The sequence below is a fragment of the Yersinia bercovieri ATCC 43970 genome (genome assembly GCF_013282745.1).
Taxonomy (GTDB): domain Bacteria; phylum Pseudomonadota; class Gammaproteobacteria; order Enterobacterales; family Enterobacteriaceae; genus Yersinia; species Yersinia bercovieri.
Map to the genome: position 1 here is coordinate 13,869 of NZ_CP054045.1, position 16,104 is coordinate 29,972.

Sequence of the window (16,104 nt, forward strand, 5' to 3'; positions counted from 1 at the left end):
TTATTTCGTCGTTTACTGTAAGGATTTGAAATGAAAAGGTTATTGTTACTATCTCTTGTCGTTTTATATGGGTGTAGCACAACCCCTGTCATAGTAAAATCCTATGATAAGCCAGATAAAGGCTATGTTGTGTATACGCCAAAATCAGGTTTCCAACGTTTCGATGGATTATATTTACAAGGATTCAAAAGTTCGAGCTACAAATATTTAAATAATTGTGTTGCTACAGGCCCGTTAACACCAAATAAAATTTTACAAGCCAGTTTGTCATATGATGAAAATGATGGCGTTGTATACCTGCGCTATCCTGGTGGGCCGTCAATGGCAAGCTGCGACATTAATCAGGAGAATATAAATATTGATGTTGAAAACTATATTAATAAAACAATGACTGTAATGGAGGAAAGTAATTCTCGGGAAGCTGATGCATTAGAAAATAAAAAATCACAGAGAAAATCTAATCCAGGAAAAGCAGCAACCGATGATTCAATACAACTCTTTGTTAAATATTGTACCTTATTGAAAGATGCAACGAATAATTCAAGTTATCTTAATGATCTACGTAGTATGAAACATGAATATATCGGAGTAAATATGAATAAATTTATTTATAACCATGCTTTATATTATGTCAATAATAGTGGTTATTATTCATACTGCGAGTCTGCCTTGCCAAAATTGAAAGCAAAAATTTACACCCTCAATATTGATCCGACAAAGTAAGCAAATATCATTAACACGATACGAATGGCAACAGGTAGTAGATCGGAAACTTCAAGCCATTCGTTACGAGTTGCACCACCGTCTCTCCTAAGCTCTCTAAGCTTGGCTTTACCCGCAAAGGGCCAAAACATAACCCCGCCAGTTCGAAGTGAACCACTAAAGTTGGTGGCTTTGGTTTTAATACATTAAGTGGTATTCTGTTTTTTTATATAAGGCTTCCCCATGCTATATAGTCCTGATTTGCAAAATAGCCGAGTAGCAGGAGCTATTGCTTTAGCCATTATTGATGATCTAAAAGATAACAACTTTTCTTTTTCTGGTTTCCCAATGATAGAAATTACTCAGGAAGAGAGTAAATCATTTAAAGTTACGTTATCTTTTTCGGTAAAAAACACTATAGCTTGTCATCAATTCCAATTATCTGAAGATGTGGCACTAAAAGCAGAAAGTATATTTAAAGAAAAAAAGAGTTATCCGCGAGATATATTTGCCGCTGTTCAGGAAGCCGTGGCTCAGTTGGAATCAAAAATCAGTAAGATTCGTAGATCGTAGACAAAAAGGCCAAAAATGTAAAAAACTCGGCCAGGTAAATACTGGCCGTTTGTCCCGCCAAGCTTAACTCCCCCCCACCAACGCTTTACCCATCCCCACACTCGTTTAGCCCATATCAACAGACGGCCCCCATCAGACTGCGCGGTATACGCTCCCGTCTGGTTATTGCCACCTCCGACCTGTATCTGTACTAGCCCACCATTGATAGTGCAATTTTCCAGTAAAGCGGCGGGTGTCTCGGTGTGTTCTTGATGATTTTTAATGTGCAATTTTCTCCGCCCTTCCGTTGTAATTCCCTGGAGCATAAACCCATAAATTCCATCACGGTCATTTCTGACAGGACGCGGCTCTGCCCACCCTTGCGCGCATAGATGGTCAAAATGGAAGAGCACCGTATCTTTATCGTAATGGTGCAAATCAGTAATTTGCACAATGCCGTTCTGTGCAAGATTTAAAATTTTGTCTGTTAACGCATTATCAATTTGCATACGGATACCTTATAAGATGTAATCTGATTTAACTTAATTGAGTGTCGCTGGGTTGTATTATCATTTTTAAAAAAATCAGTATATCATGTTTTTTAATCCTGTTTTGGCAGGAGGAAATCGCCGTAAATATGCAAGCAAATTTTGCATACAAATATGCTTGCAACGATTTCAATTTACCTGTTAATAGGTTTTTTCAAAACCTAAAAGGTAGATTGATTTTTTACTAGCGCAATAAACCCCGTGAAGACAATATATTTCCCTCCTCTGTTTCTTATTTTCCTTTCATGCTGAAAGCATAACGTAGGGATATCTGGTTATGTTTCCGTGGGAAGGAAAAATTCTGACATACGCTTTCCTTTATTGCCGGAGTAACCGGTTAACGGCATGAAACATGCCAGTGGCCCCTCGCTTTCTCTCTACTGGCTATGTCTGTTGTGTTTACCCCTAGAGTGCCAAAACTCAAAACCGCCCAAAATGGCGGCTTTGCTGCATCAGTTTAGGCCAGATCAAGACTTGAAGAGGCAAACCCACTCAATAATCTCATCAAGCTGTTTGCTGTCCAAATCAGTACAATTCGCAAAAATTGCAGCAGCTACAAGTCCTTGTTTCTTCTCCGTTGTAGAACCTACACTCGGTTTACCGTCCATTCCTTGATGCCCTTCATCTGTTAGAACTCTCCTGCCGCTATGAGTTACAAACTGTTCAGCTTTGATTTGCATCGTTTCATTCCTTATTTATGGTGCTTCGTATTATGATAGCCGTCATGGTTTATATGTAGCTTATCTTTATCGATTAACCCTGCTTAAGCTCTCGTTTTTTAGCTTGTTTAACGGCCTCTTCAATGATTTCATCTTCTTGCAAACCAGTAACATACGCCAGTGCAGCAACGGTAATGTCACCACCTTCGATAAACTCCCTCACTTCATCGGAGGATAGAGATTCCAAATTATCATAGGCAACAGAAAGCGCATCAGCGGTACGGTACAGTAATTTTTTTCTCTCAAAACTCAGTCTTGCCATCTTTAGACCCTCTTGTTAATCGTGGGTTGTGACATATGTCTGTCAAGGCTATCAGCTTCTTGGCTGACACTCAGTATCACTTATTTATCATCATATTAGTCATGATTTTGTATTTCCTTATTAAGGGAGTCAGGTATATCGGTTTGGCAATTATTGATGATGATCTCTGCCTGTTCACGCGAGAATCCAAAGGGTATCAACGCATGATGTAAGGCTCCCGCATCAAGCCCCTGGCTATTGTCCCTAACCCTGAATCGAATCCCTTGTTTACGGCCTGTCATGACTAGATTAATGACCGCCGTCTGGAATAAAGTGCCTTCCTCCAGCGCTTCCGTGAGACGGGCCTCAAAGGTGTCCCAATGCTTTATTGCTATATTATTTTCAATCAATATAACCTGAAAATGACGGATAATGTCTTTCCCTATACTTAATACCCGTCCGAACGATATGACCGCGATATTGATATAGGCGGCCAATTCATTTAGCAAAACATATTCCGCGCCAGAATAGTTAACACTATGGTCTAATCTATTGGCGATATATAAGGCATCCCCACAGGCCGCTAATAGAGACTTATATTCATCGCGGGGGACAGAATTTTCGATAGCCTCATCGAAACTATTAAACAAATCAGTGAAACCTCGTAATGTAGAGATAATAATCCTACAGTGATTGGGATATATTGGGTTGTTATTTTTTTGGTTGCTCGCCAAATCTCTAATGACCCAATAGGCAAGATTGAATTTATCAAGAATTTCTTTTCTCAGCTCTTCTGGAGTTTTCAGTTTCTCGATCACAACAAAAGGAAGTTTCTTATTCTGGACGATATATTTACAGGTATTAATAATTACTTCGGTTTGAGATGTCCCCAATTCGCTGAGCACATCATCAAAGCTCTGTTTTAATTCATCATCAATACGTATCGTAATTGTTGCCATTGCCTTTCTCCCTGCGGTATGTGCCCTTATTAAATGTACTGCAAAAATGCAGTACGCGCAAGTTGATAATGCATTTTTGCAGTACAGTTTACGTTGATGCTGCTTTCCCCCCCGCTTCCAGGGTTTACGCGAAGAGTGCAAAACACTAACCAGCTGTTGCCAGTGGCGCTTTAATGGTTGTATGTCACTTCCCTAGTAGTGCGTTTGTGTTTACCCGTAAAAACCACCCAAAATTAACTGGTAAGGCGGCTATTTTAGCAATTGATGGCACACTATAGCCACTACGGAGAAGTTTTCTTTACGGGTGGTGTAGATCTTACGTTGTGTACGAAAATATCATCATAATTTAATTCATATAGTTCTGAAAATAATTTAGATAATTGTCTATGCAAAATAATATATTTCTTTGAGGCTTCGACCGTCAAGTGGTAGTTTTTATACATGATGGTGTTATTTATTTCAACCAGCTCCAGTCTTAATTTAGAGTTACATTTTCCGATATTGGATAATAGTGGTATTACTTTAAGTTCATTTACGCTAGTGTTAAATAATTTTAACGTTCTAATTAGTGACCATGTAGTTATATAAGATTGAAACGCTTTTTCATCCAACTTATTAAGATATTCACGTAAATCTTTAAGCCATGCTTCATCTTTTTCACTATAAATAGTTATATCCTCAAGTATGGTACAGCGTGATTTTATAAAATCTGTAGTAAGTTTCATTTCAGTTAATGATTCTAAAATATTTTCTGCTTTTTTGAATGCGACATCATTAACTTTATTGCTCAACCATTTGTTAACTTTAAATGCAGACCATAAAGCAAGTAAGAAAGTACACATGGCAATTAGCGCCGTTAAAGCTGGTGCAGTTATCCTTGTTGGATCTTTATAGAGGCCCCATAAAACAACCACAGTCGCGAACATACCTAAAAAAAAGAAAAATACATGAGAAAGGAGATAATTTAATTTCAATTTTTTCATTATGACGTCCAAAAATTTGTATTACTGATTATATTACCATGAGAATCACTTGTCATACTCTTGTTCTAATACCTGCCAAGGCGACTTTGCGACGCTGTACGTCACCGCTGTTGCATCACTTGGCTTTACGCGGAGAGTGCCAAACTCGGACGAGTCCCCTACTCCCGCGCGGAATGTCTGCTATAATCCGTTCTGTCTCAGGGGCTTGCATACCGCCAGAGACCGACAATCGGGGCGTGTCGGGCGCGTTACGCTCCGGTTGTCACCCTTTTTAACTTGGCTTTTCCCGTCTATAGCGAAAACTCCCAAAACCCGCCGTGACCGATCACCTATTTATTGTGATCGTACATCGACCTGAATTGCGTCAAAATAGTCTCATTCAGGACAAATTGCGGATAATGAAATGTCGAGCATCATTCCTCACGATTTGGGGCAGATTTCACGTAGCGCGATCCGCGCACCGGCTCCGCTGTTTAGCTATGGTCATGCCCTGGCGTTACGTGAAAAAGTGCTGGCCTCCGGTGATGCGGAATTGCCACTCTATCTGCTGGCCCCCGAAGTCACGGTATTGCTCTCCTATCTGCCTGACTTACGGCAACGGCTGCTGATAGAAACGCTGTGGAACACCGGCGCACGATTAAACGAAGCCCTGGCCCTGACGCCCGCCTGTTTTCACATCGAGGGCGACTCGCCGTTTGTGGTACTGAAGACGCTGAAGCAACGGCAAAAAGGACGGGGCCGCCCGAAAGAGGGCCAGGCACTGAAACGCATCGTGCCGCTGCTCGATGAAAACTATGTGCGCCTGGTACACGAATACCTGGCTACGTTCCGGCCCAGGAAATATGCACCGCTGTGGGTGAACGAGCACGGCGACACCATCAGTGATGAAACCCCGCGCAGCTGGTTACGTGCCGCCGTGACACGCGCAAGGCGTGACGGTGTCACCTTTAGTCTGCCGGTCATTACCCCGAAAACCTTTCGGCACTCGTTCGCCATGCATTTAGTGCAAAGCGGTGTGGCCTTTAAAGTGGTGCAAACCTTTATGGGCCACAAAGACGCGGCAAGCACAGAAGTGTATACGCGAATATTTGCGCTGGATGTGGGGGCGCAGTATGGGGTGAGATTTAGTATGGCACCGGCTGACGCAATGGATCTTGTGCGCCGCAGGTCGTGACAGCATGATTTTACGGGTGGCGACAGAGCCACTTCACTCTGAGGTAACAATCATGAGGCCAGAAATTTATGTGGGTGCGCCAGTGATGCGCAAAGAAGGAAGTATGCAGACTATGACCGTTATGTCTGTAATGGGAGATTACTGTTGGTGCAGCTGGCAGTATGACAACGGACAACCAGGCAATGAGCGGTTCAGGATACACGAACTGGAGCTGGCAACGCTAACGCTGAGTAACGGGACAATGTTGTTCGGGCTTTAATTTTTCGCTGTCATTAGCGTGCAAAAAGGAGAGGCCCTGATTTTGTGCATGCACAAAATCAGGGCCTTGAACTGATCATTCCCGAACTAAGTATTTTTCGAGCGCATCATGACCTTCTTTGTCTACTATGGCTTTTAGCGCCTTATTCATTCGTCCAGACCCCTTATAGATAATCTTCCTTCCATTAATCAAATAGGTTTTTGGTTCTACAGTTGGCGAACGTCGGCTTACCATATGTTTTTCTAGATCATCAAGGCCAATGCCTTCATTTCTGAGTAGTTTTGCCGTCTCTTTGATTTTGGCTTGTCGCTCTGCTTCCTGCCGTTTTTTGATATCTTCATCAGCTATTACATCTTCCAAAACTGCTTTCGCATCTGAAATTAGGATGTTTATCTGATCAGCAGTCATAAGGCGCAATACTTTTTTTCTACGCGTTAACTGATTAAGAAATTGAGAAACATCTTCAGCTGTAATTTTTTGAGTGTCATTCATGCAATATACCTACTTAGAAAATGGCTTCGCTATGGGGACAAAATCATCCCCTTGCAGCACATAAAAATCGCAGTCCTCAACCCTTAGACGTTGGAACGTTTTAGCATCAACAAGAGGGAATCCGTCTGAAATATCATTGGGTTCTTGCGAAATGAGCACTGGCACTGGTTCTGAATTAGTTCCTATTACTGCGTAAAGCGCTGTGTAATAAGGTAAAACCTGCTTAATCTTGTTATCTATCTTGGCGAATATATTTTTATTGCGGTAAATCTGAGTCGTGATTTTCCCGTCACCAAATTCAGGTGCCGGGATATCATCAACGACATGCTCAGCTGTAATTTTTGCGATATCACTTTTTACCCTTGAAAAGCCGGTTAGCAAATTGACTACTTTATTTTTCTTCTGTTCTTCTTGCTTCGATTTGATTTTACTCATCGCTCATTTACCAGAACCAAGTTTAGTTAATTTTGGCATAGTTTTTTTATGCCATCAAATTGCATTTATGCTAATCTTTGATGATACAAATTTATATCATAGACTAACAGAGGGTTGAAATGAGAAAATTAATATTAGTCTCTTTATTTTCTTCTTCGTTTTTAATTCCCCTTCCAAGTTACGCATTTATGGACTGCTTCATAAGTGCAGGGCAACAGTATGGTGTATCGCCATTGTTGATCCAGGCAATTGCGGAAGGTGAGTCTAAGTATAACAATCGCGCCATAAACTTGAAAAACTCAGATAGAACAACTGACGCCACTATGATGCAAATTAATTCTTGGTGGCATGATAAACCGGTTTTCACAGATAACAAGCTTAGCAGACAAAAACTAATGGAAGATCCGTGCCTTAGTATAAATTTTGGGGCATGGGTACTTGCGGGTAATTTTTCTATAGGTGGTGTGAATTGGAACTCCGTGGGTGCCTATAACGCTGGTTGGGACAAAAGTAAGGCAACAGCAAGGCAAAACTACGTTAATAAAATTAGACCCATCTATGAGCGCCTAAAGCGTGAGTCTGGTGTTTCGCCATCCTCATCAGAAATGAATGATTCAAATTTAGGTTTGCTTACTGCCGAATTATCCCCTCCTTCTCAGAACCATAGTAAATCAAGCTCAAATACAGAACTTGTCACTAAGTCATTTTTCCATTCAAGAGACAGCGATATGAAACTAGTAGGTGGTATGTGATGAACGATAAATCATTACTTTTGTATTCTGCATTTCCTGTTGTCGTTAGTTTAAATAAATTATTCGGAATTATTATTTTTCCAACGAGTCTTTTGATTTTCTTAAATCTAGTCAATGTCGTTATTCTTCATTTTATTTTACGCCTAGTTTTTGTAACGTCTTGGAAATTTGGAACCTATTTACATCTATGTACGCTTTTACTTTTAGCCGCAATCTTAACTATTCAAACGAACGGGGGTGATCCTTTGTTGCTCTCCAAATCATTTTGGTTTGAGGCCACAATTTTTAGCGGTGCCTGGCTGTTGCTCTTCTATTCCCTGTTCACTGAGCCTGAAATTAAGACGGTAAAGAGTTTCAATTTAGTGCATGCACAAAAAAATGAAAATGGTGATAACGATGAATAGTACCGTTCTAGGTTTTGTACTCATAGTCTTGGGCGCAGGGCTTCTAACTTTGATAGGTTGTTTTGTAAACAGTAAGGATCAAGTATCCAAAGGCAGTAAAAATATCCGAACATCCATACTTCCTGCCGACTTAGAAAAAAAACGCATGATAGAACGCGAACAAACCGCCTCTCTTGTCTCGGTTCCTGAAGAATCTAAGGTGTCTGCAACTCTCCCTACTAATTCAGAACCGGAAACCAAACCCACTACAGCCAATATCCCGAACTAAATGGAGTCGATAAAATGGGTGATACAATAACTCTTAAATTTATGGTTATTATTTTTATTGTGATCTGCGTCCTCATTTTCAAACCGAAAAAATTTAACCGGCATAAAATGAAGATCAATAGCGCAAAAACCGTTATAAGAAAATTAGCAGCTTTTAATAATGACGCGCAAAAAATGGCCTACCTTAAAAAAATTGACCCTTATGTTTTTGAAGAGCTAATTCTAACTGGTTTTGAGTATCAAGGTCATGCAATAGAACGCAATAAATGTTATAGCGGTGATGGGGGTATTGATGGACGTATTTGGATAGGTCATCAATTATGCCTAATTCAAGCTAAACGTTATAACGGGGCAATTCAAAAACAACATGTTATAAACTTTATAAATGTGGTTAACTCCCAAGGTTGTAAGGGCGTTTTTTGCCATACAGGTACAACTCCTGATAGCGTTAAACAAATAGTTAAAGAATCTGGTTGCATTGAGCTTGTAAGTGGTAGTCGTCTACTCAATTTGATTTCTATCCGTTAATGCAAAGCAGCTGCGAGATAGTTATATTCCGCAGCTGCTTTAATTCATAATGACCGTTGTTTAGTTGGTCTATTTTTTTCCGGTTGCTGATTTTTATTCGGAAACTCAGGAGTCTTAATCTCTTTTTTGGCTGTAACTTCTACAAACTTCGATACGGCCTTACTAACAGCTAACTCTAAGCGTGTAATTCTCTTCTCAAACGGACTAAGTGACTTTCCCCATAGCTCATCAAAATTCTTAATGTCAGCCTGAGTTACAGATACTTTTTTATTATCTAGTGCCATTTTCTGAAAGCCTGTGTTTGCTCTCAGTGTATCAAATAGCTTTTCTTTATTATCTGTAATAACAGTCAGGTTGTGTGTAGAACGCGATAACGTGTTATGTAAGGCATTTTGCGTAGCAAAGTTTTTTTTCCATGATTCCATAATAGTAATAACTTGTTTGTATGCAGAATCTTTTACCTGATAATGATTATGAGTATATCCCCATTCATAGTGTTTCCATTGCTGTGCGTTTAATGTTATTTGCTGTCCATTGTTTAATGTCAGGATTAAATCCCCCGTGCTTACATTAATATCCTTAACTATGGCTTCAGTATTTTTTGGCAGATACCCTCCTTTGTCTGTTTGCTTTTTCTTTGGCAATGGAAACGCTCTGGTGAGCCTAATTCGTTCACCCTTAACAATTTCTCTATTTTCTACTGCATATGAAATGAATCCATTCCCCTTACTTGTTGGGATATCCTTTGTTTTAATACTTAATATTTTACCTTCAGCTAAAGATTTTATTTCTAAGATATTATTTTTCTTATCCACATCTACAATTGTGAATTTATCACCTTTAGTTCCATTCTGCGTAGTTGATTCCGATTCTAATACCATGCCTACTTTATAGAATCTAGCTTCCTTCTTCTCAAAGGGATCTAAAGTAACCTGGCGATACACAGTAGTTTCAGTTCCATTATAGGCAAGTGATTTTTCGGCTTTTAATCCCTCCCTTATCATACTGTTTACTGCATGCCGCGTATGATGATCGGGTAAAATAATCGCTGTTTGTGCTCGTTCCTCCGTACTGAGGTTGAGATAGGTATCTTTAACCACGCCTATTCGCGCTATTTTTGCCTCGGCCTTTATCTGGCTATCAACTTCATGAACCATTGGTGATAGAGCAGAGAGGGACTCTTCTATCCTGCCTTTCACTAAGGCATCTGACGCTTTATTAATTTCGGGATTATGTGCCATCACAGCTGCATTAAAGTTAACTGTATGCATTCCGTGATGGTTTAGTAGAGTCGGTACAGCCCCCCAAGACAACGCATTTTCATTTTTGTCGGCTACCATAATCAACCTTGCCCCAGAGAAACGCGCCAGTCGCTGTAGGCGAAGCGTTTCCTCTGCCCCTAATGTTGATATGTTCTCTACATACCAAAGCTGCCTACGCCCCTTAAGCGGCTCTCCTTTAGCAATGCTTGCCTCTATTCGATCCATATGAGAAAAAATAGACATGGCATTCTTCATGCCATCATCTTTCATCTGCTTCACCCCTGTATTATTGGTACTAAAAGCATGAACTTTGTATTCTTGGTGCTCTGCAATCGACTTACCTACAGTTCGTAGTAAATTCTTGTGGCCTGTATTATCAGAACCTAGAACTAAAATTCCTTCATCTTTGCTATTGAATATAGTTTCAAGAGCAAACAAAGAACTCTCATTTATTGGCATAATATCTTCAGACAATGCGCGTTCATTCCTTGAGTCTACATAGCTCTTAATCACACCTTTAGGTGCTAATTTTGCTAACCTCCCTTTCCCTTGCTGAAGATGGACGACTAACTCACGTTCAATAAGAACGTTATTTCTTGAGGTATAATAGTGTTCAGACCCTTCTCCTTTTTTTTGAATTGAAGACAAAGCTAAATTACCTTCCTGGCGTAGATGAGCTATTGCATCACTAATATCGTTGGCATCATAAATACCGAGTGTCCATTTCATCGCTTCTTTGAGTAAGTCGGTATGACTAAATACCGCTTGTTTAGCTGATAGTTTCTCGGAAGCTGTTTTTACCTCCATAATAGCTTGGTGAAGCTTCCGATTATCCTTCGGTATATTCTTCTCATCATTAGCCTCTCTTTTCATCTGACCTGTAGAAAAGCCTTCCAGTGCCGTTGTTTTATCACTATCTTTCTTATTTATAGCATCGAGCAACTTAGCTTTATTATCTGTGAAAATCTTTGCGATATGCTTAGCTCGGGATATTGATACATAAAATGACTTATTATTAACCAATTTATTTTTACTTGCGACTAATAATGCATACACACGATCACATGTTTTACCTTGCGCTTTATAGGATGTAAGTGAATAGCTATAATCAACATTCAAACGTTGGTTTGCATCAAGTTCAAATATCTGCCCATCGTTCTCTCTAATCGCCTGATATGTTCCTTTACTACTATCCGTACTAATAACTTCTAGCATATCTCCATTTTTTAAACCTAGTCCTTTTCTTGATTTAGTCCATTGCAACTTGTCACCCTTTGATATTTTTAGGTTTTCCTCCTCAAATACATCAAGCTGATATCTATCTTTTTCGTCTAGCTCTCCTGGCCTAAAAACATGAACATCTTTGTTATCAGAACTAATCGTTAATTCATTATCCAGGTGATTAAAAAGTGTTATTTTATAAAATCCAGGTTTAATTCCTTGGGTTTCTTTTTGAAACTCTATCAGATGTTCTGTTTTATAATATCTTGTGTCACGCATTTTAGCGTGATTCATTCTTGAATTTAATAAAACTCTGGTAGATATCTCATCCTTAGAAACAACACCTTCCTCTTGTAATTCTCTTCTTATTGTTGAGTTATATTTGCGTCTTGTTTTATTCTCTGGAATTATAACTAATGTTTTTTCTCTCTCTTCACTAGTGAGTGATAGCCATTCCGTTGCCATTTTTCCAAGCGGATTTTCATCAACATCTACATTTTTACCCATCCAATTTAGTGATTCAGAAAAGTTATTATTTATTGCATCTTTCACAGCATTAAGTAATTCTTCATTTTTTTGGCGAATGATAGTCTTAACACTTGCTACCTGCATCCCAAATGCCTGCATAATAATGAATGGTTTGCCCGCCTCTACTGCCGCGTGTTGATCTTTATCGCCTAACAGGAATAATTTAGCCCCTGAGTTTTTAGCTGCTATAAGCAAATCTTGAACATGCTTTGCATTTAAAAGACTACCCTCATCTACCAATATTATTTGTTTACTTTCTATATCTTCAGGTTTACGAGTAAACAAGTAACTATCTACTGTTGATGTTACTATCCCTGTATCTTTATGAAGTGTTTCCACCGCTGAACCTGTTGGTGCAAGCCCTTTAATTATGTATCCCTGGTTAGTAGCGTATTCAATAACACATGATAGTAATGTTGTTTTCCCCGTACCCGCGTATCCTTGAATACCGCTAACAAGATCCTTGCTCAAAAGCATATCCTGGATAGCTTGACGCTGATCATCTGAGAAAGTAAATTTTTGTCCTAATAATTCTGTTTGTCTTTGTTCAAATGCATCTATGTGAGTCTTAACTCCTTTTAAGTCACCAATTGCTTGATAAGTATCCTTACCATTGAGCATAGTTGTTACTATGAAACGCTCACGGCTGAGCGCTTCTTTTGTTGTAAAACCAGTCTTTCTTGGAATTAACTCACCTACATCAATTAGTCTGTCAATATCCAAATCAATGTCGGCTTTGCTAGAGTTCTCCAACCCAAGCCTCAATTTCATCGCTTCTTTCAGCAACGCTTTATATGAGAATACAGACTCATTTTCAGCTAAAACCTTATAGGCTAATCTAACGTCATTTAGACTTTGGCTATCGTAGTCAAAGTGTCTGCTCTCTTCTAAGTGTATGTGCTCTTGTTGTGATAAAAAATCGGTTGTATCTCCCTTCTCTGCAAAAGCTTCAGATTGCTCTTTATGATTTTCATAAAAGGATTCCTTTGCCTCCGGTCGTTCTTTTGTCTTGCTTGTTGACTCTGTTTTGCTTTCAGGGGCCGGTGACTCGATTCCGTTGTTATCATGGATATCACGCTCCCCCCTGTTCTGCTGTTGAATTTGCTGCTCTTTGGCATTACTTATAAATAAATCAATATCGAAACCAGATTCTGTGACTGTAGTTTTCCAAATTTCATTACGTTCTTCTTGAGCAATAGATGTTTTCTTATCACGGGTAAATAACGTAGCCTTCTCGATGGATTTTTGATCGAATAGCCCCCTTTGGTTTATTGCAGCTTGTATTTGTTGCCGTCTCTTTGAAAAAGACCCCTTTAATGGATCGGGGATACCTTTGATATCAAAGAAGCCTTTTTCCCTATCAGTGACTTCAATTTCATATCCTAAGCCTCTTGCCTTACTAGCATAGCTAGAACGGTACACCAGTCCCGCCATCATCTTTGCACGGTACATTTCTACCGGCTCTAGGCTCTTCCATTTTCCTTCGCTATCAAGGACTGCATTAATTACTGGATTATGCGTATGCAATTGAGGGTCATGAGATCTTGACTCGGTATGTATAAAAGATGCATATAAAAGATTATCTACTTTCTCTAGGTGAGTTTTCCCGTCTTTATACGTTCGAGTAGCAGCATAATTCTTTTCAAGAAATTTCATTGCTTCAATGACACTTTCCTGATGGGCCTGAATAAGCCTTTTATCATCCCCCACCAAGGCTAATATAGAAGCACCTTTGGGAGCACTGAATGTAAAATCCCAACCTGGTACATGTTCTAAATCTCCATTAACTTTCGTGCGCCCGAGCTGAATATCAGCTTTTATTTTTCCTTCAAGTAATTCTATAAATCTATCTGTATCGACAGCCCCTGACAAACCTAACTCTTCAGCCCCCTTACCTCCCCACTCACTGTGAACTTCGCCAGTATCTTTATTATAATAACTATCATGGCTAAGATAGTAATTACCCGCCTCTTTAACATTACCTATTTTTTTAAGACTGAGCATTTAGTCTCCAAATTTAAAAGTATCGATGGTAATTGATGGGGAGGCGTTCTTATTTACCTCTTCGGCTGCTTTTGATATTGCTTCTTCAATTTTATTTTGTGGGGAGTTAAACGGTTTGTTTTCTGAGTCACTATCTGTCGTCGATGAATTGCCTGTTGTCGCTTGTTTGCGAGCTGCATCTTGTTTTTCTTTTATGGCCTTATGTGCTTCCCAGCTTAAAAGATCATTGATGTTATTTGCTTTCGCATGCTTAATAACCCCTTCAACAGTGCTCTTCGCATCTGTCTCTTTTTCTATATGGAACTCAGTCTGGAATGTTTGTGCTTTAAATATATCCGTTTCCTCTATCGCATTAGCAATTGTAGGCATGTTGTCGTGTTTATATTCAAGTTTGGTTACCGGTAAACCATTCCCCATTCTTATTAGGCAGTGCAAATCTTCCAGACCTTGAATTTGACTATAAAGAAGCAGTTCACGTTCTTGTGTCGTTCTATTAACATTGGTAGTATCACGAACATCTGCTGCACCAATTGAAAAGTTCTCTGTTGCCTCTTCAATTTCACTATTACCAAGTTGTTTTGCAATCCAACTGGCACCATCAGAACCTTTAATGCTAAAGCCCATAAATACACCGGCTGCATCTGTTAATGTCTTAGTTCTATGTTCGCCATATTTCTCTAATAGTTGGCTATTACTCTGAAACCCAAGAATTGGTACAGCACCAAATTTTCTTCCTGTGCCTGAAAAATCAAGTAATGAAGGGATTGGATGTAGTGTCGGTATTTCGTCAAAAGCACAAAGAATTCGACGCACATCAGATGGTTCGAGAGAGAGAATTGCTGAACATGCAGACTCTATCCACATGGTTAAAGCAGACATCATAGTGACTTTTAAATCATCTCTGACAGTTAGGAATACCCAGCGTCTATCATCTTCATTACGCGCCCAATCTCTAAAAGAAAATTGCGGCCCTGTCATATGTGAAAGGTATTTCAAATTGCGAGTATATGCAGTTATTACCGCTCTGAGTGAACCCGCCATTTTCTCAACATCAAGGTTGAATACTGTCCTTGCATCCTGATGAGCAACGACCTGTGCCAGCTTGTCATCGCTCATCCGTAGAATAATATTCATAAGATGCTCATGGGAAGGTGTTTCTGTGCGATTACCTAACTCATCCATTATGGATGAAAACACTAATTGAGGTGCCATAGACCAAAATGGATCACCTTTATCAACCGGAGGAATAGCAGCCTGGGATAACCGGTTGTAAGCAATTTCATTTCTTCCCTCATTCCACAAAGTCCAAGAATGAGTACGTTTGTCGAATGGATTTAATATTACGTCGAAGCCTTTGCGATAAAATCGTTTGGTAAACTCCCCCGAAATATCATAGATGACGGCTTTGTCATTATGGATGCGTCCCTGCCGTAATATGTCTCTAATTACCGTTGATTTACCTACCCCTGGTGAGCCAGCTAAAAGAATGCTTGTACACTCCTGCGCGGGAAGTAACGGAACATTATTAAGTGAGTATCGGCTTGGCAAATGTGCTGTTTTCAATTTCTCCTTCACAGCTGAGATCAGTTCTTCTTTATTGCCTATAGCGGCCCCTCTTATATGCTCATCTTTAGCATCATTCTTACCTCTCTTTCTTAAGTACCGAAACAAAAACACTGCAACTAGCGCTGATAAAAATAATGATGCAATGGCACCTAAGTAAATTTTCCCCTTGATAATCTCAAAGTGGTTCTTCATTGTTGGACTGCTAACAATTTGCCCGTGCGTAACCGTCACTGATTTACCACTAGGCAGAATCAATTGTGTTTTCACATTTTTATCCAGCAAATATTCAACTCGAAATGCTGATATTGCATATTGAGATCCCATCTTCAAATCCGTCTCAGATGAGAGAAAATAACCTATACCAACACTACCGATGACATACGCCAATAAAACAATTTTTATATATCTCGAAAGTATTTGGTGAAGCATTCTCAAGAAGTGAGTTAGTGTTTGTCCCCCTCTTGTCAACTCAACTAAAGAACCATCATTTTTCTTTCTATCTAACATA

16 protein-coding genes are annotated in these 16,104 nt (G+C 39.5%); 7 read left to right on the top strand and 9 right to left on the bottom strand.

The window, feature by feature from the left end; genetic code table 11:
• The first annotated feature begins 30 nt into the window (after nt 1-30).
• Nucleotides 31-723, top strand: a complete 693-nt coding sequence (locus tag HRK25_RS19730; RefSeq protein ID WP_032898450.1) for a hypothetical protein — start codon at nt 31-33, stop codon at nt 721-723.
• A 222-nt stretch (nt 724-945) separates the two neighbouring features.
• Nucleotides 946-1,275 carry a hypothetical protein gene (locus HRK25_RS19735; RefSeq protein ID WP_173361788.1) on the top strand — a complete coding sequence of 110 codons (330 nt, stop codon included), beginning with the start codon at nt 946-948 and terminating at the stop codon, nt 1,273-1,275.
• Here the strand turns inward: HRK25_RS19735 and HRK25_RS19740 are convergent.
• The 5 genes from HRK25_RS19740 to HRK25_RS19760 all read right to left on the bottom strand — a co-directional run bounded on the left by HRK25_RS19740 (nt 1,236) and on the right by HRK25_RS19760 (nt 4,704).
• Nucleotides 1,236-1,763 carry a hypothetical protein gene (locus tag HRK25_RS19740; RefSeq protein WP_173361789.1) on the bottom strand — a complete coding sequence of 176 codons (528 nt, stop codon included), beginning with the start codon at nt 1,761-1,763 and terminating at the stop codon, nt 1,236-1,238. The two genes, HRK25_RS19735 and HRK25_RS19740, sit on opposite strands and share 40 nt — an antisense overlap.
• 506 nt (nt 1,764-2,269) lie before the next feature.
• Nucleotides 2,270-2,482 (bottom strand): hypothetical protein, encoded by a 213-nt coding sequence (locus tag HRK25_RS19745; RefSeq protein ID WP_032898451.1) that lies wholly within the window; start codon nt 2,480-2,482, stop codon nt 2,270-2,272.
• 73 nt (nt 2,483-2,555) lie between these two features.
• Nucleotides 2,556-2,783, bottom strand: coding sequence for a hypothetical protein (locus HRK25_RS19750; protein ID WP_005276919.1), 228 nt, complete (start codon nt 2,781-2,783; stop codon nt 2,556-2,558).
• Nucleotides 2,784-2,878: 95 nt separating this feature from the next.
• Complete coding sequence (locus HRK25_RS19755) at nt 2,879-3,721, bottom strand: type II toxin-antitoxin system RelB/DinJ family antitoxin (protein WP_005276920.1); 843 nt, start codon at nt 3,719-3,721, stop codon at nt 2,879-2,881.
• 281 nt (nt 3,722-4,002) lie between these two features.
• Nucleotides 4,003-4,704, bottom strand: coding sequence for a hypothetical protein (locus HRK25_RS19760; RefSeq protein ID WP_005276921.1), 702 nt, complete (start codon nt 4,702-4,704; stop codon nt 4,003-4,005).
• Between the two features lie 403 nt (nt 4,705-5,107).
• On the opposite strand from HRK25_RS19760, the gene HRK25_RS19765 reads away from it, so the two are divergent.
• Entirely contained in the window at nt 5,108-5,878 is a 771-nt protein-coding gene (locus tag HRK25_RS19765) for a tyrosine-type recombinase/integrase (RefSeq protein WP_005276922.1), read from the top strand.
• Between the two features lie 334 nt (nt 5,879-6,212).
• Here the strand turns inward: HRK25_RS19765 and HRK25_RS19770 are convergent, their stop codons facing one another.
• Together HRK25_RS19770 and HRK25_RS19775 are read right to left on the bottom strand one after the other, a co-directional pair.
• Complete coding sequence (locus HRK25_RS19770; RefSeq protein WP_005276923.1) at nt 6,213-6,629, bottom strand: H-NS family histone-like protein; 417 nt, start codon at nt 6,627-6,629, stop codon at nt 6,213-6,215.
• 9 nt (nt 6,630-6,638) lie between these two features.
• The gene (locus HRK25_RS19775; RefSeq protein WP_005276924.1) at nt 6,639-7,064 is read right to left on the bottom strand and encodes a hypothetical protein; all 426 of its coding nucleotides are present in this window, start codon (nt 7,062-7,064) and stop codon (nt 6,639-6,641) included.
• 119 nt (nt 7,065-7,183) lie between these two features.
• Between HRK25_RS19775 and HRK25_RS19780 the strand changes: the two genes are divergently transcribed.
• Genes HRK25_RS19780 through HRK25_RS19795 form a run of 4 tightly spaced genes read left to right on the top strand, consistent with a single transcriptional unit; the run spans nt 7,184 to nt 9,015 of the window.
• Nucleotides 7,184-7,816: a lytic transglycosylase domain-containing protein gene (locus HRK25_RS19780; RefSeq protein ID WP_050413700.1), complete on the top strand. Its 633-nt coding sequence runs from the start codon at nt 7,184-7,186 to the stop codon at nt 7,814-7,816.
• Entirely contained in the window at nt 7,816-8,220 is a 405-nt protein-coding gene (locus HRK25_RS19785) for a hypothetical protein (protein ID WP_032898453.1), read from the top strand. The genes HRK25_RS19780 and HRK25_RS19785 overlap by 1 nt, the downstream gene beginning before the upstream one ends.
• A complete protein-coding gene (locus tag HRK25_RS19790; protein WP_032898454.1) occupies nt 8,213-8,488 on the top strand; it encodes a hypothetical protein in 276 nt (91 codons plus the stop codon). Before HRK25_RS19785 ends, HRK25_RS19790 begins: the two co-directional genes overlap by 8 nt.
• 14 nt (nt 8,489-8,502) lie before the next feature.
• Nucleotides 8,503-9,015 (top strand): restriction endonuclease, encoded by a 513-nt coding sequence (locus tag HRK25_RS19795; RefSeq protein ID WP_005276926.1) that lies wholly within the window; start codon nt 8,503-8,505, stop codon nt 9,013-9,015.
• A gap of 44 nt (nt 9,016-9,059) precedes the next feature.
• Here HRK25_RS19795 and mobF read toward each other — a convergent pair whose 3' ends face one another.
• Both mobF and HRK25_RS19805 read right to left on the bottom strand, forming a co-directional pair.
• Entirely contained in the window at nt 9,060-14,030 is a 4,971-nt protein-coding gene (gene mobF, locus HRK25_RS19800; RefSeq protein WP_173361790.1) for a MobF family relaxase, read from the bottom strand.
• The gene (locus tag HRK25_RS19805; RefSeq protein ID WP_005276929.1) at nt 14,031-16,103 is read right to left on the bottom strand and encodes a type IV secretion system DNA-binding domain-containing protein; all 2,073 of its coding nucleotides are present in this window, start codon (nt 16,101-16,103) and stop codon (nt 14,031-14,033) included.
• Nucleotide 16,104: the final 1 nt, after the last annotated feature.